Below are 24602 nucleotides of genomic sequence, written 5' to 3' on the forward strand. Positions count from 1 at the left end.
TGGGTCGCGATCAGCATCATCAACCTGTCACTGTGCACTGCCCAAGCTACACCTGCCCAGTGATGAAGGCCCCCCCTTTTGCGGGGGAAACTCGCGACGCTTCTCTCTATATAAAACAAAGCCCAAGCGGAGTACCACAGATGGCGTTCTTCACCGCAGCCAGCAAGGCCGACTTCCAGCATCAACTGCAAGCGGCACTGGCGCAGCACATCAGCGAGCAGGCACTGCCACAAGTGGCGCTGTTTGCTGAACAGTTCTTCGGCATCATTTCCCTGGACGAACTGACCCAGCGTCGACTCTCCGATCTCGCCGGTTGCACCCTCTCAGCCTGGCGCCTGCTCGAGCGCTTCGACCACGCCCAGTCCCAAGTACGGGTCTACAACCCGGACTATGAACGCCATGGCTGGCAATCGACCCACACCGCCGTGGAAGTCCTGCACCACGACCTGCCGTTCCTGGTGGACTCGGTGCGCACCGAACTCAACCGCCGCGGCTACAGCATCCATACCCTGCAGACCACCGTGCTCAGCGTGCGTCGTGGCAGCAAGGGCGAATTGCTGGAGATTCTGCCAAAGGGTACCCAGGGCGAAGGGATTCTCAACGAATCGCTGATGTACCTGGAGATCGACCGTTGCGCCAACGCCGCCGAGCTGAACGTGCTGTCCAAGGAGCTGGAGCAGGTGCTGGCGGAAGTCCGGGTCGCGGTCGCCGACTTCGAGCCGATGAAGGCCAAGGTCCAGGAGCTGATCCAGGGCATCGACAACAGCCAGTTCGCCATCGCCGCCGATGAGAAGGCCGAAATCAAGAGCTTCCTCGAATGGCTGGTGAACAACCACTTCACCTTCCTCGGCTACGAGGAGTTCGTGGTCCACGGCGACCAGGACGGCGGTCACATCGAGTATGACCCCAATTCCTTCCTCGGCCTGACCAAGCTGCTGCGCGCCGGCCTCACCGCCGAAGACCTGCGCATCGAGGACTACGCCGTCGCCTACCTGGCCGAACCGACCCCGCTGTCGTTCGCCAAGGCCGCCCACCCAAGCCGTGTACACCGTCCGGCCTATCCGGATTTCGTCTCCGTGCGGATGATCGACGCCAACGGCAAGGTGATCAAGGAATGCCGCTTCCTCGGTCTCTACACCTCCTCGGTCTATGGCGAGAGCGTGCGGGTGATCCCGTACATCCGTCGCAAGGTCGAGGAAATCGAACGCCGTTCCGGCTTCCAGTCCAAGGCCCACCTGGGCAAGGAACTGGCCCAGGTACTCGAAGTGCTGCCGCGCGACGACCTGTTCCAGACCCCGGTGGACGAGCTGTTCAGCACCGTGATGTCGATCGTGCAGATCCAGGAGCGCAACAAGATCCGCGTGTTCCTGCGCAAGGACCCGTACGGCCGCTTCTGCTACTGCCTGGCCTATGTGCCGCGTGACATCTATTCCACCGAAGTGCGCCAGAAGATCCAGCAGGTGCTGATGGATCGCCTGAAGGCCAGCGACTGCGAGTTCTGGACCTTCTTCTCCGAATCCGTGCTGGCCCGTGTGCAACTGATCCTGCGGGTCGACCCGAAGAACCGACTGGACATCGATCCGGTGCTGCTGGAGAAGGAAGTGATCCAGGCCTGCCGCAGTTGGCAGGACGATTACGCCAGCCTGGTGGTCGAGAGCTTCGGCGAGGCCCATGGCACCAACGTGCTGACCGACTTCCCGAAAGGCTTCCCGGCCGGTTATCGCGAGCGTTTCGCCGCGCACTCGGCGGTGGTCGACATGCAGCACCTGCTGAGCCTGACCGAAGCCAACCCTCTGGTCATGAGCTTCTACCAGCCGCTGGGCCAGGTCGGTCAGCGTGAGCTGCATTGCAAGCTCTACCACGCCGATACCCCGCTGGCGCTGTCCGACGTGCTGCCGATCCTGGAGAACCTCGGCCTGCGCGTGCTGGGCGAGTTCCCCTACCGCCTGCGCCACAGCAACGGTCGCGAATTCTGGATCCATGACTTCGCCTTCAGCGCCGCCGAAGGCCTGGACCTGGATATCCAGCAGCTCAATGACACCCTGCAGGACGCCTTCGTCCACATCGTCCGTGGCGATGCCGAGAACGACGCGTTCAACCGCCTGGTACTGACCGCCGGCCTGCCATGGCGCGATGTGGCGCTGCTGCGTGCCTACGCCCGCTACCTCAAGCAGATCCGCCTGGGCTTCGACCTCGGCTACATCGCCAGCACCCTGAACAACCACACCGATATCGCCCGCGAGTTGACCCGGTTGTTCAAGACCCGTTTCTACCTGGCCCGCAAGCTCAGCGCCGAAGACCTCGACGACAAGCAGCAGCGCCTGGAGCAGGCGATCCTGACCGCGCTGGACGACGTCCAGGTGCTGAACGAAGACCGCATCCTGCGTCGCTACCTCGACCTGATCAAGGCGACCCTGCGGACCAACTTCTACCAGACCGACGCCAACGGCCAGAACAAGTCGTACTTCAGCTTCAAGTTCAACCCGCACGCGATCCCCGAGCTGCCCAAGCCGGTGCCGAAATTCGAGATCTTCGTCTATTCGCCACGGGTCGAGGGTGTGCACCTGCGTTTCGGCAACGTCGCCCGCGGCGGCCTGCGCTGGTCGGACCGCGAGGAAGACTTCCGTACCGAAGTACTGGGCCTGGTAAAAGCCCAGCAGGTGAAGAACTCGGTGATCGTGCCGGTGGGCGCCAAGGGCGGCTTCCTGCCACGTCGCCTGCCGCTGGGCGGCAGCCGTGACGAGATCGCGGCCGAAGGCATCGCCTGCTACCGCATCTTCATCTCCGGCCTGCTGGACATCACCGACAACCTGAAGGACGGCGCGCTGGTGCCACCGGCCAACGTCGTGCGGCATGACGACGATGACCCGTACCTGGTGGTGGCGGCGGACAAGGGCACCGCGACCTTCTCCGACATCGCCAACGGCATCGCCATCGACTACGGCTTCTGGCTGGGCGACGCCTTCGCTTCCGGCGGCTCGGCCGGTTACGACCACAAGAAGATGGGCATCACCGCCAAGGGCGCGTGGGTCGGCGTGCAGCGTCACTTCCGCGAGCGTGGCATCAACGTCCAGGAAGACAGCGTGACCGTGGTCGGCATCGGCGACATGGCCGGCGACGTGTTCGGCAACGGCCTGCTGATGTCCGACAAGCTCAAGCTGGTCGCGGCGTTCAACCACCTGCACATCTTCATCGACCCGAACCCGGAGCCGGCGGCCAGCTTCGCCGAGCGCAAGCGCCTGTTCGACCTGCCGCGTTCGGCCTGGTCGGACTACGACACCAGCATCATGTCCGAGGGCGGCGGTATCTTCTCGCGTAGCGCGAAGAGCATCACCATCACCCCGCAGATGAAAGAGCGCTTCGACATCAGCGCCGACAAGTTGACCCCGACCGAGCTGCTCAACGCCTTGCTCAAGGCGCCGGTAGACCTGTTGTGGAACGGCGGTATCGGTACCTACGTCAAGGCCAGCAGCGAAAGCCACGCCGATGTCGGCGACAAGGCCAACGACGCCCTGCGGGTGAATGGCAACGAACTGCGCTGCAAGGTGGTGGGCGAGGGCGGCAACCTGGGCATGACCCAGCTCGGTCGCGTCGAGTTCGGCCTCAATGGCGGCGGCTCCAACACCGACTTCATCGACAACGCCGGTGGCGTGGACTGCTCCGACCACGAGGTGAATATCAAGATCCTGCTCAACGAAGTGGTGCAGGCCGGCGATATGACCGAGAAGCAGCGCAATCAGCTGCTGGGCAGCATGACCGACGAAGTCGGCGGCCTGGTGCTGGGCAACAACTACAAGCAGACCCAGGCCCTGTCCCTGGCGGCGCGGCGTGCCTACGACCGCATCGCCGAGTACAAGCGCCTGATGAGCGACCTGGAAGGCCGTGGCAAGCTGGACCGTGCCATCGAGTTCCTGCCGTCGGAAGAGCAGATGGCCGAACGCGTTGCCGCCGGCCAGGGCCTGACCCGTGCCGAGCTGTCGGTACTGATCTCCTACAGCAAGATCGACCTCAAGGCCGCGCTGCTCGACTCCAAGGTGCCGGATGACGACTACCTGACCCGCGACATGGAAACCGCGTTCCCACCGATGCTGGTGAGCAAGTTCGCCGATGCCATGCGCCGTCACCGCCTCAAGCGCGAGATCGTCAGCACCCAGATCGCCAACGACCTGGTCAACCACATGGGCATCACCTTCGTGCAGCGCCTGAAGGAGTCCACCGGCATGAGCCCGGCGAACGTCGCCGGTGCCTATGTGATCGTGCGGGACATCTTCCACCTGCCGCACTGGTTCCGTCAGATCGAGGCCCTGGACTACAAGGTCGCGGCCGAGACCCAGCTGGAACTGATGGACGAGCTGATGCGCCTGGGCCGTCGTGCCACCCGCTGGTTCCTGCGTAGCCGTCGCAACGAGCAGGACGCCGCCCGTGACGTCGCGCACTTTGGTCCGCACCTGGCGGCGTTGGGCCTCAAGCTCGACGAACTGCTGGAAGGTCCGACCCGTGAAGTCTGGCAGACCCGCTACCAGGCCTACGTCAAGGCTGGCGTACCGGAACTGCTGGCACGCATGGTGGCCGGCACCACGCACCTGTACACCCTGTTGCCGATCATCGAAGCCGCCGACGTCACCGGTCACGACGCTGCCGAAGTGGCCAAGGCCTACTTCGCGGTGGGCAGTGCCCTGGACCTGACCTGGTACTCCCAGCAGATCAGCGACCTGCGCGTGGCCAACAACTGGCAGGCCCAGGCCCGCGAGGCGTTCCGCGACGATGTCGACTGGCAGCAGCGTGCGATCACCATCTCGGTGCTCAAGCTGGCCGATGCGCCGCAGGACATGGAGGCCCGTGTGGCCCTGTGGCTGGAGCAGAACGCGAGCATGGCCGATCGCTGGCGTGCGATGCTGGTGGAGATCCGTGCCGCCAGCGGCACCGACTACGCCATGTACGCGGTCGCCAACCGTGAGCTGATGGACCTGGCCCTGAGTGGTCAATCAGGGCTGTGATAGCCTGAAACAAGCTGTCATCAAAAAAAGCCCCGGCTCGTGAGAGTCGGGGTTTTTTTTCGGGTTCGGGTGGAGGGTCAGATACCGATATCGCCCAGGGTCCGCACGATATTGCGCAGGGTGCCGGCAATGGTCGGGTGTTCGAGTTCGAAGCGCTCGACCGCCAGGTTCACCCCGTCGGCCAGGTTGGTGTCCTGGGTTGCGCTTTCCAGTTGCAACTGCAGTGCGATCTGCTGCATCAGGTCCTGCAGATGGGCGCGCTCGGCCTCGGACAGCGGCGGGTTCTGTTCAAGTTGCTCGCGCAGGGTGTCGAGTTGTTCTTGCAGTTCGCGGGCAGGCATGGTGGTTTCCTTCTATGGATAGTCTCTGGCATAGACCTTCGTGACGCGATAAAGGTCGGTGCCTGACTTTCAGCGTAATCCACCGCGGCGATTCGTGCCTGATCCCCATCAATGCCACGTATCAGGGCTTCTCGCCCTTGAGGCGACGCAGGGCGATGTCGGCGAGGCAAGTGGACAGTTCGCCGAGGTGGTCGATCACCGAATGCACGCCGAGGCTGAACAGTTCCACGGTCGCCTTGCCGCGCTTGCTTTCCCGCTCCTGGCGGCTCAGTGCCTGCCATTCCACCGGGGTCAGGCCGCACAGCGGGCCGCAGGAGGCCAGGCCGATGGTCCACAGCCCGGCATTGAGCCCCGACTGCAGCAGGCGCGGCTCGCCGCTGACCAGCACGCAGCCCTCCAGTTGCGGCACGCCAAGGCCCATCAATGCCTGCCAGCAGGCGTTGGGCGATGGCCAACGGGCATCAGGGCAGGCGCCAGCCGGTTTCACCCAGGCCGGCAGGGTCGCGGCCAGGGGCGTGCTGACCTCATGGGGCAATTCATCCATCCAGGCGCAGGGTACGCCGAGCTGCTGCATATCCTGCAACACTTCCAGTGCGCCAGGGGTGGCATGGCTGTGTTCATCCGGGCGTTGGCCATGTCGGGCGCGGGCACCGAAATCCACCAGGCAGCCGGTTAGGCCGAACAGCAGGGCAGTGGGGTTGGGCAGTGGTGCGGCGGCGGTGAGTGGCATGGCAACGTCCTTGAAATAACTTCGCAGAATAAGGCGTTGCCATGACAGTTGAGTGACTCCTTGCTGTCGGTCCTACTTGTAATTCTTTGTAGGACTTGTCTGGGTCATACTGCCTAAATGCAGGTATCCGCTTTATACTGACCCCAATTGTCAGGGCATGGCGCCCGCATCCCGTCTCGTCCAAGGAGTTTCTTTTTATGCGCTGGATCGATCGTCTAGCTCAAGTGTCTTTGTGTGCCAGCATGGCGCTGGTGCCATTCGCCGCGCACGCGGCCGACGAAGATCCGTGGGAAAGCGTCAACCGTCCAATCTTCAAGTTCAACGATACGCTGGACACCTACGCCCTGAAACCCTTGGCCCAGGGCTATCAGGCCGTGACCCCGCAATTCCTGGAAGACGGCATCCACAACATCTTCCGCAACTTCGGCGACGTCGGCAACCTGGTCAACGACGTCCTGCAATTCAAGCCCCAGGCGGCGGGTGTCGATACCGCGCGCCTGCTGTTCAACACCACCCTGGGTGTGGGCGGCTTCTTCGATGTCGGCACCAAAATGGGGCTGCAGCGCAACGATGAAGACTTCGGCCAGACCCTCGGCCATTGGGGCCTGGACAGCGGCCCTTACGTGGTCATTCCATTCTTCGGCCCGAGCACCCTGCGCGATGCACCGGCCAAGGTGGTCGACAGCTACACCGAACCCTACCGCTATATCCACGACGTGCCAGCGCGCAACATCACCATGGGCCTGGACGTGATCGACACCCGTGCCAGCCTGCTGTCGAGCGAGAAGCTGATCAGCGGCGACAAGTACATCTTCATCCGCAACGCCTACCTGCAGAACCGCGAGTTCAAGGTGAAGGACGGCAAGGTCGTCGACGACTTCTAGTTGTCGGCCGGCCAACAAAAAGGCGACTCCTGGAGTCGCCTTTTTCATTTCACACCCGCTTCGCAAGCGCCGCTGGCCCTTGCGGGCGCCGGGTTTGCCGGCGAACCGCCGAGATCCCGGGGATCTGCCTCAACTCATCTTGAGAATGTGCAACCCCAACCGCTGCCCACCATCCTGATCCCGCACCCAAACCACCTCGGTCTCCGCCTCCAGCCCCCTCAGCGACGGATGATCGGAGTCGATCCTCACCAGCAACTGATCGCCGGCCTTGAACGCCCGCGGCGCCGCCACCTGCATCCCGCTGCTGGACAGGTCCACGCACACCGCCGAAATCTCCAGCCCGGCATGGATCAGCGTCACGTCGGCATCGACGCGCATCCGGATGTAATCACGCTTTTCCTCGTAGTCACGATCGGTTTGGCTCATCGACTCCATCCTTCGATTCCGTTGTGGTTTTCACACTTCTTATAACTCCCGGTGATTTGAGGTGTAAAGACCTCAAGCGACCATCGGCATGAGCTTGAAACGCCCGGTGGATGAGAGTACCGTCTGCGCCTTAGAAGGGCACCTCTGATACCGATGCACCGGACCTGATCGTTCGGTCGGCTCGAACCGGAGAGGCTAGAAAGCGAATCCAGTAGTACGAGCGGGGTCCAGGCCCTGCTGTCTACGCCAACCTAATTCTGGCGCCGTTTGCCCACATGCAGAAAACCAGTGCCACGCTGCTGATAATAGATGACGACGAAGTAGTGCGCGCAAGCCTTGCGGCCTATTTGGAAGACAGCGGATTCAGCGTCCTGCAAGCCGGCAACGGCCTGCAGGGACTTCAGGTATTCGAGCAAGCAAGGCCCGACCTGGTGATCTGTGACCTGCGCATGCCCCAGATGGGCGGCCTGGAACTGATCCGCCAGGTCTCCGACCTTTCGCCGCAGACACCGGTGATCGTGGTCTCGGGCGCTGGCGTCATGAACGATGCCGTCGAGGCCCTGCGCCTGGGCGCGGCAGACTACCTGATCAAGCCCCTCGAAGACCTCGCCGTGCTGGAGCACTCCGTGCGCCGGGCCCTCGATCGGGCGCGCCTGCTGCTGGAGAACCAGCGCTACCGCGAAAAGCTCGAAGCCGCCAACCGCGAGCTCGAAGCCAGCCTTCACCTGCTGCAGGAAGACCAGAACGCCGGGCGCCAGGTGCAGATGAACATGCTGCCGGTCAGCCCGTGGAGCATCGACGATTTCCACTTCGCCCACCAGATCATCCCGTCCCTGTACCTGTCCGGCGACTTCGTCGACTACTTCCGGGTCGACGAGAGGCGGGTGGCGTTCTACCTGGCGGATGTCTCGGGGCATGGCGCTTCGTCGGCGTTCGTCACCGTCCTGTTGAAGTTCATGACCACGCGCCTGCTGTTCGAGTCCAAGCGCAATGGCACGCTGCCGGAGTTCAAGCCCTCGCAGGTGCTGGGCCATATCAACCGCGGGTTGATCAACTGCAAGCTGGGCAAGCACGTGACCATGGTCGGTGGCGTGATCGACGAGGAAACCGGGCTGTTGACCTACAGCATCGGTGGCCACCTGCCGCTGCCGGTGCTCTACACCCCGGACAGCGTGCGTTACCTGGAGGGGCGTGGTCTGCCGGTCGGCCTCTTCAACGAGGCCGCCTACGAGGATCACATTCTGGAGCTGCCGCCGACATTCAGTCTTACACTGATGTCTGATGGCATTCTGGACCTTTTGCAACAAGATACACTCAAAGAGAAAGAGGCTGCCTTGCCTGAACTGGTGAGAACAGCCGGGGGCAGCCTGGATGGCTTGCGCCAGGTTTTTGGATTGGCCACGCTAGGGGAGATGCCGGATGATATCGCCCTGTTAGTGTTGAGCAGGAACCTTTGATGAGTACCGGTAGAATCCAATTCGCCGAGCAGGATGGCACCTTCGTTCTGAAGTTCGTGGGTGAAGTGCGCCTGACCCTGTGTTCGGCGTTGGATGCCACGATCGAGAAGATCTTCACGGCGCTGAACTTCACCGCGATCGTGATCGACCTGACCGAAACCCGCAGCATCGACAGTACCACGCTGGGCTTGCTGGCCAAGCTTTCGATCCTGTCGCGGCAGAAAGTCGGCCTGTTGCCGACGCTGGTGACTGTCCACGACGACATTACCCGCCTGCTGCAGTCCATGGGCTTCGACCAGGTGTTCAACATCGTGAACCGCCCGATCCCGTGCCCGGAATGCCTGACCGACCTGCCCTCGCAGGACCAGTCGGAAGAAGTGGTGCGGGTCAAGGTGCTGGAAGCGCACAAGATCCTGATGGGGCTGAACGACTCCAACCGCGAAGCGTTTCACGACCTGGTGAACGCGCTGGAGCGCAGTTGAGCCACTGACGCCTCAGGGCGTACAAAAAAGGGCGACATCCCCACGGATGTCGCCCTTTTTGCGCTGGCCATGTCAAAGGCTAGTCCGTGCTTTCCAGGGGGATGATCTGCTGTGGAAGGAGGATTCACCGAGGCGTCGGGAACGATAACACCGCTCCAGCTGACTCCCAGGACAGCAATCACCGTCCCTCCAGCAAAGCCCCCGCCTGATCCAGCAACGCCAGCGGGTCCTGCGCCTTGTGAATATCCACCGACAGCAACTGGCGGAACCGCCGCGCCCCCGGAAAGCCGGTGCCCAGCCCCAGCACATGGCGGGTCACATGATGCATGGCCCCGCCACTGGCAATATGTTCGGCCACATACGGCCGCAACTGCGCCAGCGCCTCGGCCCGGGAAATCACCGGTGCCGTGCTGCCGAACAGCCGCTGATCCACTTCAGCCAGCAGGTACGGGTTGTGATAGGCCTCGCGCCCCAGCATCACCCCGTCGAAGGTCTGCAGGTGCTCCTGGCACTGCTCCAGCGTCTTGATCCCGCCGTTGAGCACGATCTCCAGCTGCGGGAAGTCCTGCTTCAAGCGCGCCGCCACGTCATAGCGCAGCGGTGGAATCTCGCGGTTCTCCTTGGGTGACAGCCCCTCCAGGATCGCGATCCGCGCATGCACGGTAAAACTGCCGCAACCGGCCTCGCGCACCGTGCCGACGAAATCGCAGAGTTCTTCATAACTGTCGCGGCCATTGATGCCGATACGGTGCTTGACCGTCACCGGAACCGACACCGCATCGCGCATGGCTTTCACGCAATCGGCCACCAACTGTGGATGGCCCATGAGGCAGGCACCGATCATGTTGTTCTGCACCCGGTCGCTGGGGCAGCCGACATTGAGGTTGACCTCGTCGTAGCCGGCGTCCTCGGCCAGCCGCGCGCAGGCGGCCAGGTCGGCCGGTACGCTGCCGCCCAGTTGCAGTGCCAGCGGGTGCTCGGAAGCGTTGTAGCGCAGGAAGCGTTCACGATCGCCATGGAGAATGGCGCCGGTGGTGACCATCTCGGTGTAGAGCAGGGTGTGCCTGGAAAGCAGGCGCAGAAAGTACCGACAATGGCGGTCAGTCCAGTCCATCATGGGCGCCACGCTGAAGCGGCGCGAGGGCTCGGGGCGGGAGGAGGTAACGTCGTTCAAGGGCATGGAAAATCGGTCGCTGTGGGCGCGGCCGGCGCGAATGAGCAGAGCGCTGGCTTGAGTGGCGTGGGGCTGAATGGGGGAGTTTACCAGAATATGGGGTGGCTCACAGGAAGGGGGTAGGATAAGAGAGCAGGATTGCGATCAAAGCGCTCTCAGTAGTCCCTCCAGCACCCTGTGCTCCCAGGTGCTGAGCAGGGCAATGGGATCAGTCCCGTATCGATCTCCAGGAGCGAGCTGCCACGTTCTCCCATCCGGGCTCTGAGTCTGCTCGCAATAGTCGAGCTTATCGCCATCGTTGCAAATCGTGATTTGCCACCCCTCGACATCGACCGCAAAGTGGCCGGTGTCGGCCCCGTTCCCGGTTTGTCTGCCGGCTTTCACCATCGTTCGTCGTCCAAGAACGACATCTCGCAGCACTTGGCAGACTTCTCGTGTCGTGAGCACGCCAGTGAATACCTCATCGCAATCGCCAACCATGGTGGAAGGACTCATCGCAGCTTACCTCCGGCATACATTTTCAGAGCCTGGCGTAGCATATATTTGGAAGACGGGAGAAGGCTTACTTTTACACCTGCCGTACTTATAAAAATAAGTCCGTCCCAATTTCCCATCAGTGTCGATAGGTATTGAGGTATCCCCCCTGGAGGGATAGGATGAGGGTATTCCCAAGCTACTACGCCCCCGGACGCCAAGCCCATGACCTGGCTACTCACCAAGTACTTCGTCACCTCCGCCATCGTCGTGCTGGTGTCGGAGTTCGCCAGGCGCAGTGACAGGCTGGGCGGGCTGGTTGCGGCGCTGCCGCTGGTGACGCTGTTGACGCTGATCTGGCTGTACTATGAGCAGCAGAGCCCGGAAAAGATCGCCAATCATGCCTGGTACACCTTCTGGTACGTCGTGCCGACGCTGCCGATGTTCCTGGTGTTTCCGCTGCTGCTGGCGCGGCTGGGGTTCTGGTGGGCGCTGCTGGTCGGGATCCTGATCAGCCTGGCGGCGTTCCTGCTGTTCGCCCTGGTGTTGCGTCGATTCGGCATCGACTTGCTTTGAGCTTGGAGAGCAACCCCTCCTGGGGGATACTGAGTGTTTATTCCCGCCGGACCGTGCCATGAGCCAACCCACACCGCCGCATGACCACACGCATCAATCGCATGAGGCCATCGTGAAGCGCCTCAAGCGCGCCGAAGGTCACCTGCGCAGCATTGTCACGATGATCGAGCATGGCCGTGCCTGCGTGGATATCGCCCAGCAACTGCACGCGGTCGAAAAGGCGGTCTGCCAGGCCAAGCGTACGCTGATCCAGGATCATATCGACCATTGCCTGGAGCACGCCGTCTGTGCCTTGGCCGATGGCGAAAGGGCGCCGCTGGAAGAGTTCCGGCAGATCACCAAGTACCTGTAAGGCGCTGCGCGCCATCTGCGTGACCGGCCAGTTGTCTACTGTGCCCCGCCGGTTTCGATCATGCCCCTGAGCAGGTTGGCCATCTCGTCGAACAGGATCTGCACCGAACGCAACGACAGGTTGTCCGGCCGCGTCAGCAGCCAGATATCCGTATCGCACCCCTCCAGCGGCCCGCTCAGCCGTTCCACGCCTTCCAGGCTGTTGACCATGAAGTCGGGCAGGGCCGCCACGCCCAGGCCGGCGCCGACCAGGCCGCCGACCGAGGACATGCTGCTGCAACGATAGCGTGGCACCAGGCCAGGGTAGACCTGCTGGCGCCATACCACCGAGATATGCTCGGCCAGGGAGTCGTTCGGGGCGATCCAGGGCTGCTCGGTGGGTGACTGCCGATAGCCCTCGCGAAAACTCGCGTGCCCGCAGACGAAGTAGGAGCTCTTGCCCAGGCGCCGTCCCACCAGGTGCTCGGGGGGCGAGTTGGACAGGCGCAGGGCAATGTCCGCGTCACGCCGGCTCAGGCTGGCGAAGTTGTTGGAGGTGGCGATCTCTAAGGAAATGGCCGGGTAGCGCGGCATCAGCGTCGAGAGCCCGGGCAGCAGCAGGCTGCGCAGCACCGCATCGGTGCAGGTCAGGCGCACCGTGCCGCTGATGACGTTTTCCCCATGGGCCAGGGCGATGCGCGCCGTCTCCAGCGCCTGCTCGGCCCGTTCGGCCTGCTCGGCGATCGCCTTGGCGCTTTCGGTGGGGGTGTAGCCGCGGCGGTTCTTGTCGAACAGCGCGACTTCGAGGTTGGCCTCCAGCTTGCGGATCGCCCGGAACACCGTCGAGACGTCCACCTGCAGTTGCTCGGCGGCCCTGGCCAGGGTGCGTCCGCGCACCAGTGCCAGCACCAGGTGCAGGTCACTGTGGGTGACTTGATATTGCATCGTTGCAATCTTCCTTTGCCAGTTTGCCGATGTGGCTTGCGTTGGTGCCATCTTATACTCGGCGTGCTACTGCGAATCAATGGCACACGGACGGGCGCGCAGGTCTGTGCAGGACCACCGCCCGCCGTTGGCCAAATAACAAATACGCTGTGCAGGCTCGCGAACCGTTTCGCTGGAGCCCGTCAGCGCCAAGGATGTACCCCGTCATGAATTCCCCAGTCTCCCCTCGTGTCGTGCAGCTCAATGAAGCGAATATCTTCCTCAAGGAGAACCCCGACATTCAGTTCGTCGACCTGCTGATCACCGACATGAACGGTGTCGTGCGTGGCAAGCGCGTCGAGCGCGGCAGCCTGCACAAGGTTTACGAGAAAGGCATCAATCTTCCCGCTTCGCTATTCGCCCTGGACATCAACGGCTCCACCGTCGAAAGCTCGGGCCTGGGCCTGGACATCGGCGATGCCGACCGCATCTGCTACCCGATCCCCAACACCCTGAGCGCCGAGCCCTGGCAGAAGCGCCCGACCGCGCAATTGCTGATGACCATGCACGAGCTCGACGGTCGGCCGTTCTTCGCCGACCCGCGGGAAGTGCTGCGGCAGGTGGTGCAGAAGTTCGATGCGCTGGGCCTGACCATCTGCGCGGCATTCGAGCTGGAGTTCTACCTGATCGACCAGGAAAACGTGAACGGCCGGCCGCAGCCGCCACGCTCGCCGATCTCCGGCAAGCGGCCGATGTCGACCCAGGTGTACCTGATCGACGACCTCGACGAGTACGTCGACTGCCTCCAGGACATGCTCGAAGCGGCGAAGGAGCAGGGCATCCCGGCCGACGCGATCGTCAAGGAAAGTGCCCCTGCGCAGTTCGAGGTCAACCTGCACCACGTTGAGGATGCGCTCAAGGCCTGTGACTACGCGGTGCTGCTCAAGCGCCTGGTGAAGAACATCGCCTACGACCACGAGATGGACTCGACCTTCATGGCCAAGCCCTATCCGGGCCAGGCCGGTAACGGCCTGCATGTGCACATCTCGCTGATCGACAAGCAGACCGGCAAGAACATCTTCGCCACCGACGACCCGCAGACCCACGCGCCGTTGCGCCACGCAATCGCCGGGGTGCTGGAAACCATGCCGGCGTCGATGGCCTTTCTCTGCCCCAACGTCAACTCCTACCGCCGTTTCGGCGCCCAGTTCTATGTGCCCAACGCGCCGAGCTGGGGCCTGGACAACCGCACCGTGGCGGTACGCGTGCCCACCGGTGGCGCCGATGCCATTCGTATCGAACACCGCGTCGCCGGTGCCGATGCCAACCCGTACCTGATGATGGCGTCGATCCTGGCCGGTATTCACCACGGCCTGACCCACCAGCTCGAACCCACCGACCCCATCGATGGCAACGCCTACGAGCAACTGGAGCAGAGCCTGCCGAACAACCTGCGCGACGCCTTGCGCGAGCTGGACGACAGCGAGGTGCTGAACCAGTACATCAGCCCCGAGTACATCGACATCTTCGTGGCGTGCAAGGAGGCCGAGATGCAGGAGTTCGAAACCACCATTTCGGACCTCGAATACAACTGGTACCTGCACACCGTCTGAGGAAGCCGGCAATGAAAGCGACAACACGTGAACAGTGGGAACAGCGCTTCAACGGCTTGAGCATCGAAGGTCGGGCCTTCATCGACGGCAGCTATCGGGACGCTGTGGCCGGTGGTTCATTCGCCAAGTCCAGCCCGGTGGACGGTCGGCTGCTGGCGGACATCGCCAGTTGCATGGCCGAAGACGCCGAGCTGGCGGTGCAGGCCGCCCGGGCCAGTTTTGAGCGCGGTGACTGGCGCAACCAGGCGCCAGCGCAACGCAAGCGCGTGCTCATCGGTTTCGCCGACCGGCTGCTGGCCCATGCCGAGGAGCTGGCGCTGCTGGAAACCCTGGACATGGGCAAGCCCATCGGCGACTCGTTGAGCATCGACGTGCCTGCGGCGGCCAACGCTCTTCGCTGGAGCGCCGAGGCCATCGACAAGGTGTATGACGAAGTCGCCCCGACGCCCCCTGACCAGTTGGGCCTGGTCACCCGTGAGCCGGTCGGCGTGGTCGCGGCCATCGTGCCGTGGAACTTCCCGCTGATGATGGCCTGCTGGAAGCTCGGCCCAGCGCTGGCCACCGGCAACTCGGTGATCCTCAAGCCTTCCGAGAAATCACCGCTGACGGCGATTCGTATCGCCCAACTGGCCCTCGAAGCAGGCATTCCGGCGGGTGTGTTCAACGTGCTGCCGGGCTTCGGCCACACCGTCGGGCAGGCCCTGGCCCTGCACATGGACGTGGACACCCTGGTGTTCACCGGCTCCACCCGCATTGCCAAGCAACTGCTGGTCTATGCCGGCGAGTCGAACATGAAGCGGGTCTGGCTGGAGGCCGGTGGCAAGAGCCCGAACATCGTGTTTGCCGATGCGCCGGACCTGCAGGCCGCCGCCGAAGCCGCCGCCGCGGCCATCGCCTTCAACCAGGGCGAAGTGTGCATCGCCGGCTCGCGCCTGCTGGTCGAGCGCTCGGTCAAGGCCCGCTTCCTGCCGCTGGTGATTAAGGCGCTGCAACAGTGGAAACCCGGCCACGCCCTGGACCCGGACACCCGCGTCGGTGCCCTGGTCGACGACGGCCACCTGCAAACGGTGCTGGGCTTCATCGAGTCCGCCCGGCAGGAGGGGGCGCAACTGGTCAGTGGTGGCCGGCGGGCGTTGCAGGATACCGGTGGCAGCTACGTCGAGCCGACGGTCTTCGACGGCGTTGACAACGCCATGCGCATCGCTCGGGAAGAGATTTTCGGCCCGGTGCTCTCGGTCATCGATTTCGACGACGAGGCCGAAGCCGTGCGTATCGCCAACGACACCCCCTACGGCCTGGCGGCTGCCGTGTGGACGCAGAACCTGTCGCGGGCCCATCGCCTGGCGCGGGCGTTGCGCGCCGGCAGTGTGTGGGTCAACCAGTACGACGGCGGTGACATGACCGCGCCGTTTGGTGGCTTCAAGCAGTCCGGTAACGGTCGCGATAAATCGCTGCATGCCTTCGACAAATACACGGAGCTGAAGGCGACCTGGATCAAGCTCTGACGGGCATCGCTTTCATGTTCGAGGAATTTCGCTATGAACAATCACGTTGCAAGTTTCTACGCGGCGTCGCGTAACCTGAACACCGACTATCCAGCCCTCACCGAGTCGGTGGAGACGGATGTCTGCATCATCGGCGCGGGCTACACCGGGCTGTCCACCGCGCTGTTCCTGCTGGAGCACGGCTTCAGGGTCACGGTGCTGGAGGCGGCCAAGGTCGGCTTCGGCGCCTCGGGCCGCAATGGCGGGCAGATCGTCAACAGCTACAGCCGCGATATCGATGTCATCGAGCGCCAGACCGGTGCCCGCCAGGCACAACTGCTGGGCGAAATGGCCTTCGAGGGCGGGCGGATCATCCGTGAGCGCGTCGCGCGCTACGGTATCGACTGCGACCTGAAGGACGGCGGCGTGTTCGCCGCCATCACCCCCAAGCAACTGGCTCACCTGGAATCGCAGAAGAAGCTCTGGGAGCGCTACGGGCACACCCAACTCGAACTGATGGACGAGCGGCGGATCCGCGAGGTGGTCGGCACCGACCGTTATGTCGGCGGCATGCTCGACATGAGCGGCGGTCACATTCATCCGCTCAACCTGGCCCTGGGTGAAGCGGCGGCCGTCGCCTCGCTGGGTGGCGCCATCCACGAACAGAGCCCGGCGACCCGGATCGAGCGGGGCGAGCACCCGGTGGTGCACACACCGAAAGGCCAGGTGCGGGCCAAGTTCGTCGTGGTGGCCGGCAACGCCTACCTCGGCGGGCTGGTGCCGGAGTTGGCTGCCAAGTCCATGCCGTGCGGTACCCAGGTGCTCGCCACCGAGCCGCTGCCCGAGGACCTGGCGCGCAGCCTTCTGCCGCAGGACTACTGCGTGGAGGACTGCAACTACCTCCTCGACTACTTCCGCCTCACCGCCGACCGCCGCCTGATCTACGGCGGTGGCGTGGTCTATGGCGCGCGTGATCCGGCGGATATCGAGGCGATCATCCGGCCGAAAATGCTCAAGACCTTCCCGCAGCTCAAGAACGTGAAGATCGACTTCACCTGGACCGGCAACTTCCTGCTGACCCTGTCGCGCCTGCCGCAGGTCGGTCGCCTGGGCGACAACATCTACTACTCCCAGGGCTGCAGTGGGCACGGTGTGACCTACACCCACCTGGCCGGCAAGGTGCTGGCCGAGGCCCTGCGCAGCCAGGCCGAGCGTTTCGACGCCCTGGCGGGCCTGACCCACTACCCCTTCCCGGGTGGGCGACTGCTGCGCGTGCCGTTCACGGCCATGGGCGCCGCCTACTACCAGTTGCGTGATCGCCTGGGTATCTGAGTGTCGGCCGTCGGCCCTGCGCCGGCGGCATTTTCTGGAGATTGACCATGTCCCGCGTGCCCCTGATCGGTGTCACCGCCTGCCGACAACTGCTCGGCAAATACGATTCCCACACCGTCGGCGACAAGTATGTCGAAGCCGCAGCCCAGGCCGGGCTGCCGGTGTTGCTGCCGGCGCGCAGCAGGCCCAGCGATCCGCGGGATCTGCTGGAACACCTCGATGGCCTGCTGTTCACCGGTTCGCCTTCCAACGTCCATCCCTCCCTCTACCAGGGTGAGCCGAGCCTGGAAGGTACCGCCCACGATGCGGCCCGCGACGCCAACACCTTGCCGCTGCTGCGCCTGGCGATCGACCGGGGCATCCCGGTGTTCTGCATCTGCCGCGGCTTCCAGGAACTCAACGTCAGCCTGGGCGGTTCGCTGCACCAGCGCGTGCAGGAGCTGCCCGGTTTCCTCGATCACCGCGAACCGCAAGGGGAAACGCTGGCCGAACACTACGCGCCGCAACATGCGGTCCACGTGCAACCCGGCGGCGTGTTCGAGCAGCTTGGCCTGCCAGCCGAGTTTCGCGTCAACTCGCTGCACAGCCAGGGCATCGACCGCCTGGCGCCCGCCCTGCGGGTCGAGGCGCTGGCCCCGGATGGTCTGGTCGAAGCCGTTTCCGTCCATGACTCGCGAGGCTTTGTCGTGGGGGTGCAATGGCATCCGGAGTGGCGCCTGGAGGACAACCCCGAGTCGCTCACGCTGTTCCAGGCATTCAGGGCGGCCTGCCAACGCTACGCCGAGGCACGTGCGGCGCGCTGACGGGAGCCTGGACCTGATCCAGCGGCACTGAAAATAATTCCAAAAGGTGACAAAGGCTTATGAGTGAATACATCGAGGCCGCCCGGGGCCGCGAGATAACTGGCACGGACGACTCCGTGAACGCCAAGGGCCTGGCCCAGGGCAAGGTTGGGCTGTTGGCCTGTGTGGTGCTGGGCATATCGACCATCGCGCCGGTCTACACCCTGACCGGCGCACTGGGGCCCACCGTGCGGGAAGTGGGCGTGTATCTGCCCGCGGTGTTCATCGTCGGCTTCCTGCCGATGCTGCTGGTCGCGCTGGGCTATCGCGAACTGAACGCGGCCGAGCCGGACAGTGGCACCTCGTTCACCTGGTCGGCCCGGGCGTTCGGCCCGATGATCGGCTGGATCGGCGGCTGGGGGCTGGTCACGGCGACCACCATCGTGCTGTCCAACCTCGCCGGCGTGGCCGTGGACTTCTTCTACCTGTTCCTCGCCCAGCTCACCGGTATCCCGGAACTGGCGCAGATGCGGGAAAACCTGCTGGTCAACATCGTCACCTGCTGCGTGTTCATCTCCATCGCGGTGTGGATCAGTTGCCGCGGCATCGGCATGACCATGCGCGTGCAGTATGCCCTGGTCGCCCTGCAGTTGCTGGTGCTGATCGGCTTCTCCGTCGCGGCGTTCCAGGCCGCGCCCCCCTCGGCACCGGTGGTGTTCCATGCCGAATGGTTCAACCCCTTCAACATCGAGTCGTTCTCGGCCTTCGCCGCGGGGCTGTCGTTGTCGATCTTCATCTTCTGGGGCTGGGACCTGTGCCTGACCGTCAGTGAGGAATCGGTCGGCAGCGAAAAAGTGCCCGGACGTGCCGCCACCTTGACGGTGCTGGTGATCCTGGCGCTGTACCTGTTCACCGCTGCCGCGACCCTGCAGTTCGCCGGCATTGGCGAGACGGGCTGGGGCCTGGGCAATCCGCAGATCCAGGAAAACGTCTTCGCCCACCTGGCCGGTCCGGTGATGGGGCCGCTGGCGATCCTGATGTCGGTGGCGGTACTGGCGAGCACCGCCGCGTCGCTGCAATCGACCTTCATCTCGCCGGCGCGCACCCTGTTGGCGATGGGTTACTACGGGGCGGTTTCGCAACGTTTCGCCAGCATCTGCCCACGCTCGCGCACTCCGCGCTACGCCACGATCGCCGCGGGCATCGCCACCGGGGCGTTCTACGTGACCATGCGCACCCTGAGCGACAACGTGCTGGCGGACACCATCACCGCCCTGGGCATGATGATCTGCTTCTACTACTCGCTGACGGCGTTCGCCTGCGTCTGGTATTTCCGCCACAGCCTGTTCTTCAGCCTGCGGCATTTCCTCATGCGCGGCCTGTGCCCGTTGCTCGGGGCGACGATGCTCTCGGTGATCTTCTGGCAGACGGCGTTCGACAGCATCTCCCCCGAGTTCGGCAGTGGTTCGCATATCGCGGGCGTGGGGCTGGTGTTCATCATCGCCATGACCATCCTGCTGCTGGGCCTGGTGCTGATGCTGTTCGCCCGTTGGCGGACCCCGGCGTTTTTCCTGGGCAGTACCTTGTCGGTGGTGACCAGGCACTGAGAAGAGGGCGCTGGTCCTTCGCGGCAGGCGTCATCGGCAACCGATGAGCCTGCTGCGAGGCATGGCAGGGTCAGCCGCGTTTGAGCGGCGGGGTGCGTGGCGGGATGAGCCGTTTCGAACCGGTCGATTCGTAGGCCGAGGCCAGTTGCAACAACGCGTTGTCGTCATAGGCGCGGCCGGCGAAGGTCAGGCCGACCGGCATGCCGATATCCTCCATGATGCCCATGGGCACGGTCACGGTCGGCACGCCCAGGTGACGAATTGCCAGGTTGCCGTTGGCCACCCAGATCCCGTTGCTCCAGGCGATGTCCGCGGACACCGGATTCACATCGGCATCGGCCGGGCCGACGTCGGCGACCGTCGGGAACAGCACGGCGTCGAGCTGCAGGTCCTCCATCCAGTCCTCGAGGTCGACCTGGCGGGTCCGTTCCAGGCCGCGCAGTCCGTCCGGCAACGACGGCAGTTCATGCCACGGCTTGATCCCCTGTTGCGCCATGCGCACGTATTCGGCCATGCCGGCGGCGAGGTCGTCCTCGCGGTTGGGCAGGGTACCGGGGTCGTGGGGGAAGATGCTCGGGCCATCGACATCGGCCAGGCGGTTCAGCGCCGGGTCGCCGTTGTCGCGCAGGAAGTTGTCGAAACCCCAGGCGGACAGCTCCCACAGTTCTTCATGCAGGAACGCTTTCGAAACCAGGCCGCGGTTGTACACCGTCGGCGCGCCGGGGCGGTCGCCTTCGCAGTTGGACACCAGCGGGAAGTCGACTTCCACCACCGTGGCGCCCGCCGCTTCGAGAGCCTGGCGGGCCGCTTCCCACAGTTTGATGACGGAGGGGCGGGTATGGATGCGTTGGCCGGTCGGGCCACCGATGCCCGGCTTCTCGCTGGTGCCGGCTTCGGGGTCCCGGTTGATGAACAGGCGGGGCACGCCGAGACGCTTGCCAGCCAGGGCATCGGCAGTGGCGGCGAGCTTCAGGTAGGAAGCCGGACGCACGGTCGAGGCAGCCGGGATCGGCACCCACGGCTGCAGGCGCCACAGGTCGCCGGACTTGTCCGGGTCGTCGGCGACCACCACGTCGAGCACTTCCAGCAGGTCGGCCATGGTCCGGGCGTACGGCACCACCACGTCCATGGTCGGCGTCAGCGGCCAGTTGCCGCGGACCGAAATCACCCCGCGCGACGGCGTGTAGGCGCACAGCCCGTTGTTGGAAGCCGGGCCACGGCCACTGGACCAGGTTTCCTCGGCCAGGCCGAAAGCGGAAAAGCTGGCCGCGGTGGCGGTACCGGCACCATTGGACGAGCCGGAGGCAAAGGGTGCGGTCAGGTAGGCGGCGTTGTACGGGCTCTCGGCCCGGCCGTAGACACCACGCTGCATGCCGCCGTTGGCCATCGGCGGCATGTTGGTCTTGCCCAGGCAGATCGCCCCGGCGGCGCGCAGGCGCTCGATGGTGAAGGCGTCCCGCTGGGCGACGAGGTCCTTGAAGGCGGGGCTGCCCGACGCCGCGGTCAGGCCCTTGACCAGGTAACTGTCCTTGGCGGTGTAGGGAATGCCATCCAGTGGGCCCAGGGTCTTGCCTTGCGCCCGACGCACGTCCGAAGCGGCCGCCTCGTCCAGCGCGTAAGGGTTGCGCACCACCACGGCGTTCAGTGCGGTGGCGGTGTCCGGGGTGTCATAGGCGTCGATCCGCGCCAGATAGGCTTCTACCAACTGCACCGCAGTGGTTCTGCCGGATTCAAGGGCATCGCGCAGCTCGGCGATGGAGCGTTCGGTCACTTCGATCATGGTGTATGCCATTTGCTTTTTATAGAAAGATCCGCCGCGGGTCTGGAGACGCTTGCCCATGGGCATGGGGGCGCTGCCGGAAGCGGACCAGGGCCCCGGCAGCGCCCTGCCTCCCAGGCCTGGCCGTTCGCAGGCAGAATAAGTGCATGGCGTCGGGGGCGACATTGGCAAGGCCGAAAGGTGACATTTCAGCGGTGCAAGCTTTCGGTGGTGCCGGGCAGGAAGGCGGCCTTGCCTGCCCGGCAGTCGCCTGGCTGCGATCAGGTGCCGGACACGCCGCCATGGCAGGGCGGCGGGAGGTTCTCCAGGGCGGGCATCGGTTCAGCCCGGGCACGGCTCATTCATGGTGTTCCTCGCCGAGGAACGTCAGCGAGGCGAACAGGCTCTCCTTGGCCACCGGTCCGTTGTCGGGCAGTGTCAGCGTGGCCTTGGCCGCGATGACGTTCAGGCCTTCGTTGCGGACCTTGATGCGGGCGCGGCCGGCCTCGTCGGTCTTGCCGCCGATTTCATCAGGCGCCCCGCGAAAATCCGCATACAGCTCGATGCCCGCAGCGGGCTTGCCATCGACCAGCACCTGCACGTCCAGTTCATTGCCCGGGCCGACCGTCAGCGGATCGGTTTGCGGAATGATCGCCAACCGCAGCATGTCCAGTTTGGGCAAGCGGGCGCCTGGCTGGTTGATGGCCAGGCTGTACTTGAGCGCATGGGTCGAGTCGATGGCGTTGGGCACCTGGGTGCGGTCCTTGTTCACCCATCGCTGGTCCGGGGTCTGCGACCAGGGGCCGTTGTCCAGCACCACCGCCATCACCGCCGCCGGCTTCAGCGGCTGCAGGCGGGCATGGTCGGACAGGCGTTGGACGGTCACCGGTATCATCTTGCCGGCCGTGTCGAAGGCCCAGGCGCGCTTGACCTTCTGCGCCTGGAACGCATCGTCTTCCGCGCCGTGCCCGTAGACGACTTCGATATTGCCCCGACGCTGTTCGGTCCATAGACCGTGGGCGTTCACGTGGGTGGCGGTGAGCAGCGCCAGGACGCCGACAAGTTTGAGTGGCAGTTGCATGGTGAGTCCTTTCTGTCAGAGGTTGAGGGTGAGGCTGAGACTGAAGTTGCGCGGTTCGCCAGGCAGTACCCAGGTGCTGTTGTAGGCGCGCTCGTAGTAATGGCGATCGAACAGGTTGTTCAGGTTCAGGCCGAGGGTGAGCTGTTCGCTGGCCTTGTAGTGCGCCAGCAGGTCGACGGTGCTGTACGCGGGCAGGGTGAAGCGGCTGCCGGCCTGGCCGGAGCGCTCGCCGACGTAATTGAAGGCGGCGCCGATGTCCGAGCCGTGCAGGAGGCCGTCCTGGAATTCGTAGACGCCCAGGAGGCTGCCGCTGTGCCGTGGGATGCCGAGCAGGTCGCTGCCTTTGGGGACGGCGGTGTCGCCCTGGGTGACTTCGGCGTCGATGTAGGCATAGGCGCCGATCACCCGCACGGCATCGCTGACCTGGCCGCTGAACTGCAGGTCCAGCCCCTGGCTGCGGGCCTTGCCGGCGGCGACGCTTTCACCCGTGGCATCGGTGGTGACGACGTTTTCCTTGTCGATCCGGAACAGCGCGACCGTGGCACCGATACGGCTGTCGAACAGATCGAGCTTGAGCCCCGTTTCATAACCCAGGCCTTTCTCCGGCTGGTACACCTGGCCCTGGGTACCGATGGCGTTGGGCTTGAAGGAGGTCGAGGCATTGGCAAACACACCGACCTGCGGGGTGAGCTGGTAGAGCAGGCCGGCGCGTGGCGTGGCCACGTTCTTCTCCTGGCTGTTGCTGACCGCCGTCGCGCGGTTCAGCGAGGTCTGCCTGATCCGCTCCAGGCGTACGCCCACCAGGCCGCGCAGGCGGTCGGTGAAGGCAATCTGGTCCTGCAGGTTGAGGGCGTAGCTCTCGGTGCGCTCGAAGAAGTCGTTGGGCCGGGTCAGGGCCGGCTTGGGCTGGCCGTAGACGGGGTTGTGGATATCCAGGCCATAGCTCAGCAGCGTGGCGCTCTGCGGATACTTCTGGCTGTTGCGGTAGTTTTCGTACTCCAGGCCGGTCAGGGTCTGGTGCTGCCATCCGGCCCAGTCGAAGGTGCCATGCAGCTCGGCCTGGGTGATGTTGTCATTCCATTCGAAATCGCGCTCGCGGTAGAAGCGGGTGAGGGTGGTACCGACCAGCGCCTGCGGTTCGGAACTTGCGCCCTTGAGCGTGCCCTGGGTGTAGTGGTTGGCCAGGCGCAGCTTCCAGTCATCGTTCAGGTAGTGCTCGAGGGCCAGGTCGAGGGTCTGGTTATCGTTGCGGATCTGTCCGTCGTTCGGTTCCCCCATGAACGTCGAACGCCCGACCGAACCCAGTTCTCCGTTGACGGCCGGAATGCCGCGGTCGAACACCGCTTCGGTGCGGGAGAATTCGCTGTCGAGCATCAGCCGGGTATCCGGCGAGAGCTGCCAGCTCAATGACGGGCTGACGATGCGGCGTTCGCTGTCGACATGGTCGCGAAAGCTGCCGTTGTCCTCCACCGCCATGTTCACCCGCCCCAGCAACTGGCCTTCGCTGTCGAGTGGCGAGTTGACGTCGAGACTGCCGCGGTAGCGGTCCCAGGAGCCGGCGCTGATGTTCAGGGTGCTGAAGGTTTCGGCCTGCGGACGTTTGCTCACGATGTTCACCAGGCCACCGGGATCGCCGCGCCCGTAGAGGCTGGCGGCGGGGCCCTTGAGCACTTCGATGCGTTCGATGCCGGACGTGTCGGGGGCGCTGTAGCTGCCGCGGTTGATGGCGAATCCGTTCCTGTACAGTTCGCCGGTGGTGAAGCCGCGCACGCTGTAGTTGAGGAAGGTCAGGCCACCGAAGTTATTCTGTCGCGAGACCCCGCCGGCAAAGTCCAGCGCACGGTCGATACGGGTCGTATTGAGATCCCTGATCACCTGGGCCGGCACCACGTCGATGCTCTGTGGGGTGTCGCGCAGGTCGCTGTCGGTGCGGGTTGCGGTGGCCGAGCGGGTGGCTCGATAGCCCCGCACGGGGCCTTCGGCGCGTTCTTCGACGTACGAATCGGTGATGGTGATGTCTTCCAGCATCAGGGTGGGGGCTGCTGATACCGGTTGCCCGAGAAGTCCGAGGGTGAAGCCTGCCAGCAGCGGTGCGCGTTGTCTCAAGGTGAAATCTCCATTAATTACGTAATAACATAACATTATGAGG

At 64.2% G+C, this 24602-nt stretch carries 19 protein-coding genes; 11 read left to right on the plus strand and 8 right to left on the minus strand.

The features are described from left to right. Positions 1 to 140: 140 nt before the first annotated feature. Positions 141 to 4997, plus strand: a complete 4857-nt coding sequence (locus tag ACMGT0_RS11555; protein ID WP_054056594.1) for an NAD-glutamate dehydrogenase — start codon at positions 141 to 143, stop codon at positions 4995 to 4997. A gap of 77 nt (positions 4998 to 5074) precedes the next feature. Here ACMGT0_RS11555 and ACMGT0_RS11560 read toward each other — a convergent pair whose 3' ends face one another. Together ACMGT0_RS11560 and ACMGT0_RS11565 are read right to left on the minus strand one after the other, a co-directional pair. Further along, entirely contained in the window at positions 5075 to 5338 is a 264-nt protein-coding gene (locus tag ACMGT0_RS11560) for a DUF4404 family protein (RefSeq protein ID WP_054056593.1), read from the minus strand. 121 nt (positions 5339 to 5459) lie between these two features. Next, positions 5460 to 6068: a hypothetical protein gene (locus ACMGT0_RS11565; RefSeq protein WP_054056592.1), complete on the minus strand. Its 609-nt coding sequence runs from the start codon at positions 6066 to 6068 to the stop codon at positions 5460 to 5462. Between the two features lie 197 nt (positions 6069 to 6265). On the opposite strand from ACMGT0_RS11565, the gene ACMGT0_RS11570 reads away from it, so the two are divergent. Then, entirely contained in the window at positions 6266 to 6952 is a 687-nt protein-coding gene (locus tag ACMGT0_RS11570) for a VacJ family lipoprotein (protein ID WP_054056591.1), read from the plus strand. 129 nt (positions 6953 to 7081) lie between these two features. Here ACMGT0_RS11570 and ACMGT0_RS11575 read toward each other — a convergent pair whose 3' ends face one another. After that, a complete protein-coding gene (locus tag ACMGT0_RS11575; protein WP_054056590.1) occupies positions 7082 to 7378 on the minus strand; it encodes a PilZ domain-containing protein in 297 nt (98 codons plus the stop codon). A 275-nt stretch (positions 7379 to 7653) separates the two neighbouring features. On the opposite strand from ACMGT0_RS11575, the gene rssB reads away from it, so the two are divergent. Next, on the plus strand, positions 7654 to 8835 hold the full coding sequence (gene rssB / locus ACMGT0_RS11580; RefSeq protein ID WP_054056589.1) for a two-component system response regulator RssB: 1182 nt from the start codon (positions 7654 to 7656) through the stop codon (positions 8833 to 8835). Further along, positions 8835 to 9317 carry an anti-sigma factor antagonist RssC gene (gene rssC, locus ACMGT0_RS11585; RefSeq protein WP_054056588.1) on the plus strand — a complete coding sequence of 161 codons (483 nt, stop codon included), beginning with the start codon at positions 8835 to 8837 and terminating at the stop codon, positions 9315 to 9317. Before rssB ends, rssC begins: the two co-directional genes overlap by 1 nt. Before the next feature lie 178 nt (positions 9318 to 9495). Here the strand turns inward: rssC and dusA are convergent, their stop codons facing one another. Further along, on the minus strand, positions 9496 to 10497 hold the full coding sequence (gene dusA / locus ACMGT0_RS11590; protein ID WP_081005861.1) for a tRNA dihydrouridine(20/20a) synthase DusA: 1002 nt from the start codon (positions 10495 to 10497) through the stop codon (positions 9496 to 9498). 693 nt (positions 10498 to 11190) lie between these two features. On the opposite strand from dusA, the gene ACMGT0_RS11595 reads away from it, so the two are divergent. Both ACMGT0_RS11595 and ACMGT0_RS11600 read left to right on the plus strand, forming a co-directional pair. Continuing rightward, positions 11191 to 11541, plus strand: coding sequence for a DUF3147 family protein (locus ACMGT0_RS11595; protein ID WP_054056585.1), 351 nt, complete (start codon positions 11191 to 11193; stop codon positions 11539 to 11541). 58 nt (positions 11542 to 11599) lie between these two features. Then, positions 11600 to 11893 (plus strand): metal-sensing transcriptional repressor, encoded by a 294-nt coding sequence (locus ACMGT0_RS11600; protein ID WP_416772647.1) that lies wholly within the window; start codon positions 11600 to 11602, stop codon positions 11891 to 11893. Between the two features lie 35 nt (positions 11894 to 11928). Here ACMGT0_RS11600 and ACMGT0_RS11605 read toward each other — a convergent pair whose 3' ends face one another. Next, the gene (locus tag ACMGT0_RS11605; RefSeq protein WP_054056583.1) at positions 11929 to 12816 is read right to left on the minus strand and encodes a LysR family transcriptional regulator; all 888 of its coding nucleotides are present in this window, start codon (positions 12814 to 12816) and stop codon (positions 11929 to 11931) included. Between the two features lie 206 nt (positions 12817 to 13022). On the opposite strand from ACMGT0_RS11605, the gene ACMGT0_RS11610 reads away from it, so the two are divergent. Genes ACMGT0_RS11610 through ACMGT0_RS11630 form a run of 5 tightly spaced genes read left to right on the plus strand, consistent with a single transcriptional unit; the run spans position 13023 to position 19613 of the window. Beyond that, entirely contained in the window at positions 13023 to 14408 is a 1386-nt protein-coding gene (locus ACMGT0_RS11610; RefSeq protein ID WP_054056582.1) for a glutamine synthetase family protein, read from the plus strand. 11 nt (positions 14409 to 14419) lie between these two features. Next, positions 14420 to 15913 carry an aldehyde dehydrogenase gene (locus ACMGT0_RS11615; RefSeq protein ID WP_054056581.1) on the plus strand — a complete coding sequence of 498 codons (1494 nt, stop codon included), beginning with the start codon at positions 14420 to 14422 and terminating at the stop codon, positions 15911 to 15913. A 33-nt stretch (positions 15914 to 15946) separates the two neighbouring features. Continuing rightward, positions 15947 to 17224 (plus strand): NAD(P)/FAD-dependent oxidoreductase, encoded by a 1278-nt coding sequence (locus ACMGT0_RS11620; protein WP_416772650.1) that lies wholly within the window; start codon positions 15947 to 15949, stop codon positions 17222 to 17224. Positions 17225 to 17271: 47 nt separating this feature from the next. Beyond that, the gene (locus tag ACMGT0_RS11625) at positions 17272 to 18027 is read left to right on the plus strand and encodes a gamma-glutamyl-gamma-aminobutyrate hydrolase family protein (RefSeq protein ID WP_054063702.1); all 756 of its coding nucleotides are present in this window, start codon (positions 17272 to 17274) and stop codon (positions 18025 to 18027) included. A gap of 59 nt (positions 18028 to 18086) precedes the next feature. Beyond that, positions 18087 to 19613, plus strand: coding sequence for an APC family permease (locus tag ACMGT0_RS11630; RefSeq protein WP_054063701.1), 1527 nt, complete (start codon positions 18087 to 18089; stop codon positions 19611 to 19613). A gap of 70 nt (positions 19614 to 19683) precedes the next feature. Here the strand turns inward: ACMGT0_RS11630 and ACMGT0_RS11635 are convergent, their stop codons facing one another. The 3 genes from ACMGT0_RS11635 to ACMGT0_RS11645 all read right to left on the minus strand — a co-directional run bounded on the left by ACMGT0_RS11635 (position 19684) and on the right by ACMGT0_RS11645 (position 24559). Next, the gene (locus ACMGT0_RS11635; RefSeq protein ID WP_416772652.1) at positions 19684 to 21393 is read right to left on the minus strand and encodes an amidase; all 1710 of its coding nucleotides are present in this window, start codon (positions 21391 to 21393) and stop codon (positions 19684 to 19686) included. 337 nt (positions 21394 to 21730) lie between these two features. Beyond that, entirely contained in the window at positions 21731 to 22453 is a 723-nt protein-coding gene (locus ACMGT0_RS11640) for a DUF4198 domain-containing protein (RefSeq protein ID WP_054063700.1), read from the minus strand. A gap of 15 nt (positions 22454 to 22468) precedes the next feature. Next, positions 22469 to 24559, minus strand: a complete 2091-nt coding sequence (locus ACMGT0_RS11645) for a TonB-dependent siderophore receptor (protein ID WP_192842646.1) — start codon at positions 24557 to 24559, stop codon at positions 22469 to 22471. Between the last annotated feature and the right edge of the window lie 43 nt (positions 24560 to 24602).

Source organism: Pseudomonas sp. RHF3.3-3 (assembly GCF_048069595.1).
GTDB classification, from domain to species: Bacteria; Pseudomonadota; Gammaproteobacteria; order Pseudomonadales; family Pseudomonadaceae; genus Aquipseudomonas; species Aquipseudomonas fuscovaginae_B.

Bases quoted from the DNA above. Each gene is read 5' to 3' on its own strand.
- ACMGT0_RS11615 (WP_054056581.1), top strand. From the start codon at position 14,420: ATGAAAGCGACAACACGTGAACAGTGGGAACAGCGCTTCAACGGCTTG.
- ACMGT0_RS11600 (WP_416772647.1), top strand. From the start codon at position 11,600: ATGAGCCAACCCACACCGCCGCATGACCACACGCATCAATCGCATGAG.
- rssC (WP_054056588.1), top strand. From the start codon at position 8,835: ATGAGTACCGGTAGAATCCAATTCGCCGAGCAGGATGGCACCTTCGTT.
- ACMGT0_RS11575 (WP_054056590.1), bottom strand. From the start codon at position 7,378: ATGAGCCAAACCGATCGTGACTACGAGGAAAAGCGTGATTACATCCGG.
- dusA (WP_081005861.1), bottom strand. From the start codon at position 10,497: ATGCCCTTGAACGACGTTACCTCCTCCCGCCCCGAGCCCTCGCGCCGC.
- ACMGT0_RS11640 (WP_054063700.1), bottom strand. From the start codon at position 22,453: ATGCAACTGCCACTCAAACTTGTCGGCGTCCTGGCGCTGCTCACCGCC.
- ACMGT0_RS11635 (WP_416772652.1), bottom strand. From the start codon at position 21,393: ATGATCGAAGTGACCGAACGCTCCATCGCCGAGCTGCGCGATGCCCTT.
- ACMGT0_RS11610 (WP_054056582.1), top strand. From the start codon at position 13,023: ATGAATTCCCCAGTCTCCCCTCGTGTCGTGCAGCTCAATGAAGCGAAT.
- ACMGT0_RS11570 (WP_054056591.1), top strand. From the start codon at position 6,266: ATGCGCTGGATCGATCGTCTAGCTCAAGTGTCTTTGTGTGCCAGCATG.
- rssB (WP_054056589.1), top strand. From the start codon at position 7,654: ATGCAGAAAACCAGTGCCACGCTGCTGATAATAGATGACGACGAAGTA.
- ACMGT0_RS11625 (WP_054063702.1), top strand. From the start codon at position 17,272: ATGTCCCGCGTGCCCCTGATCGGTGTCACCGCCTGCCGACAACTGCTC.
- ACMGT0_RS11595 (WP_054056585.1), top strand. From the start codon at position 11,191: ATGACCTGGCTACTCACCAAGTACTTCGTCACCTCCGCCATCGTCGTG.
- ACMGT0_RS11620 (WP_416772650.1), top strand. From the start codon at position 15,947: ATGAACAATCACGTTGCAAGTTTCTACGCGGCGTCGCGTAACCTGAAC.
- ACMGT0_RS11560 (WP_054056593.1), bottom strand. From the start codon at position 5,338: ATGCCTGCCCGCGAACTGCAAGAACAACTCGACACCCTGCGCGAGCAA.
- ACMGT0_RS11555 (WP_054056594.1), top strand. From the start codon at position 141: ATGGCGTTCTTCACCGCAGCCAGCAAGGCCGACTTCCAGCATCAACTG.
- ACMGT0_RS11605 (WP_054056583.1), bottom strand. From the start codon at position 12,816: ATGCAATATCAAGTCACCCACAGTGACCTGCACCTGGTGCTGGCACTG.
- ACMGT0_RS11565 (WP_054056592.1), bottom strand. From the start codon at position 6,068: ATGCCACTCACCGCCGCCGCACCACTGCCCAACCCCACTGCCCTGCTG.
- ACMGT0_RS11630 (WP_054063701.1), top strand. From the start codon at position 18,087: ATGAGTGAATACATCGAGGCCGCCCGGGGCCGCGAGATAACTGGCACG.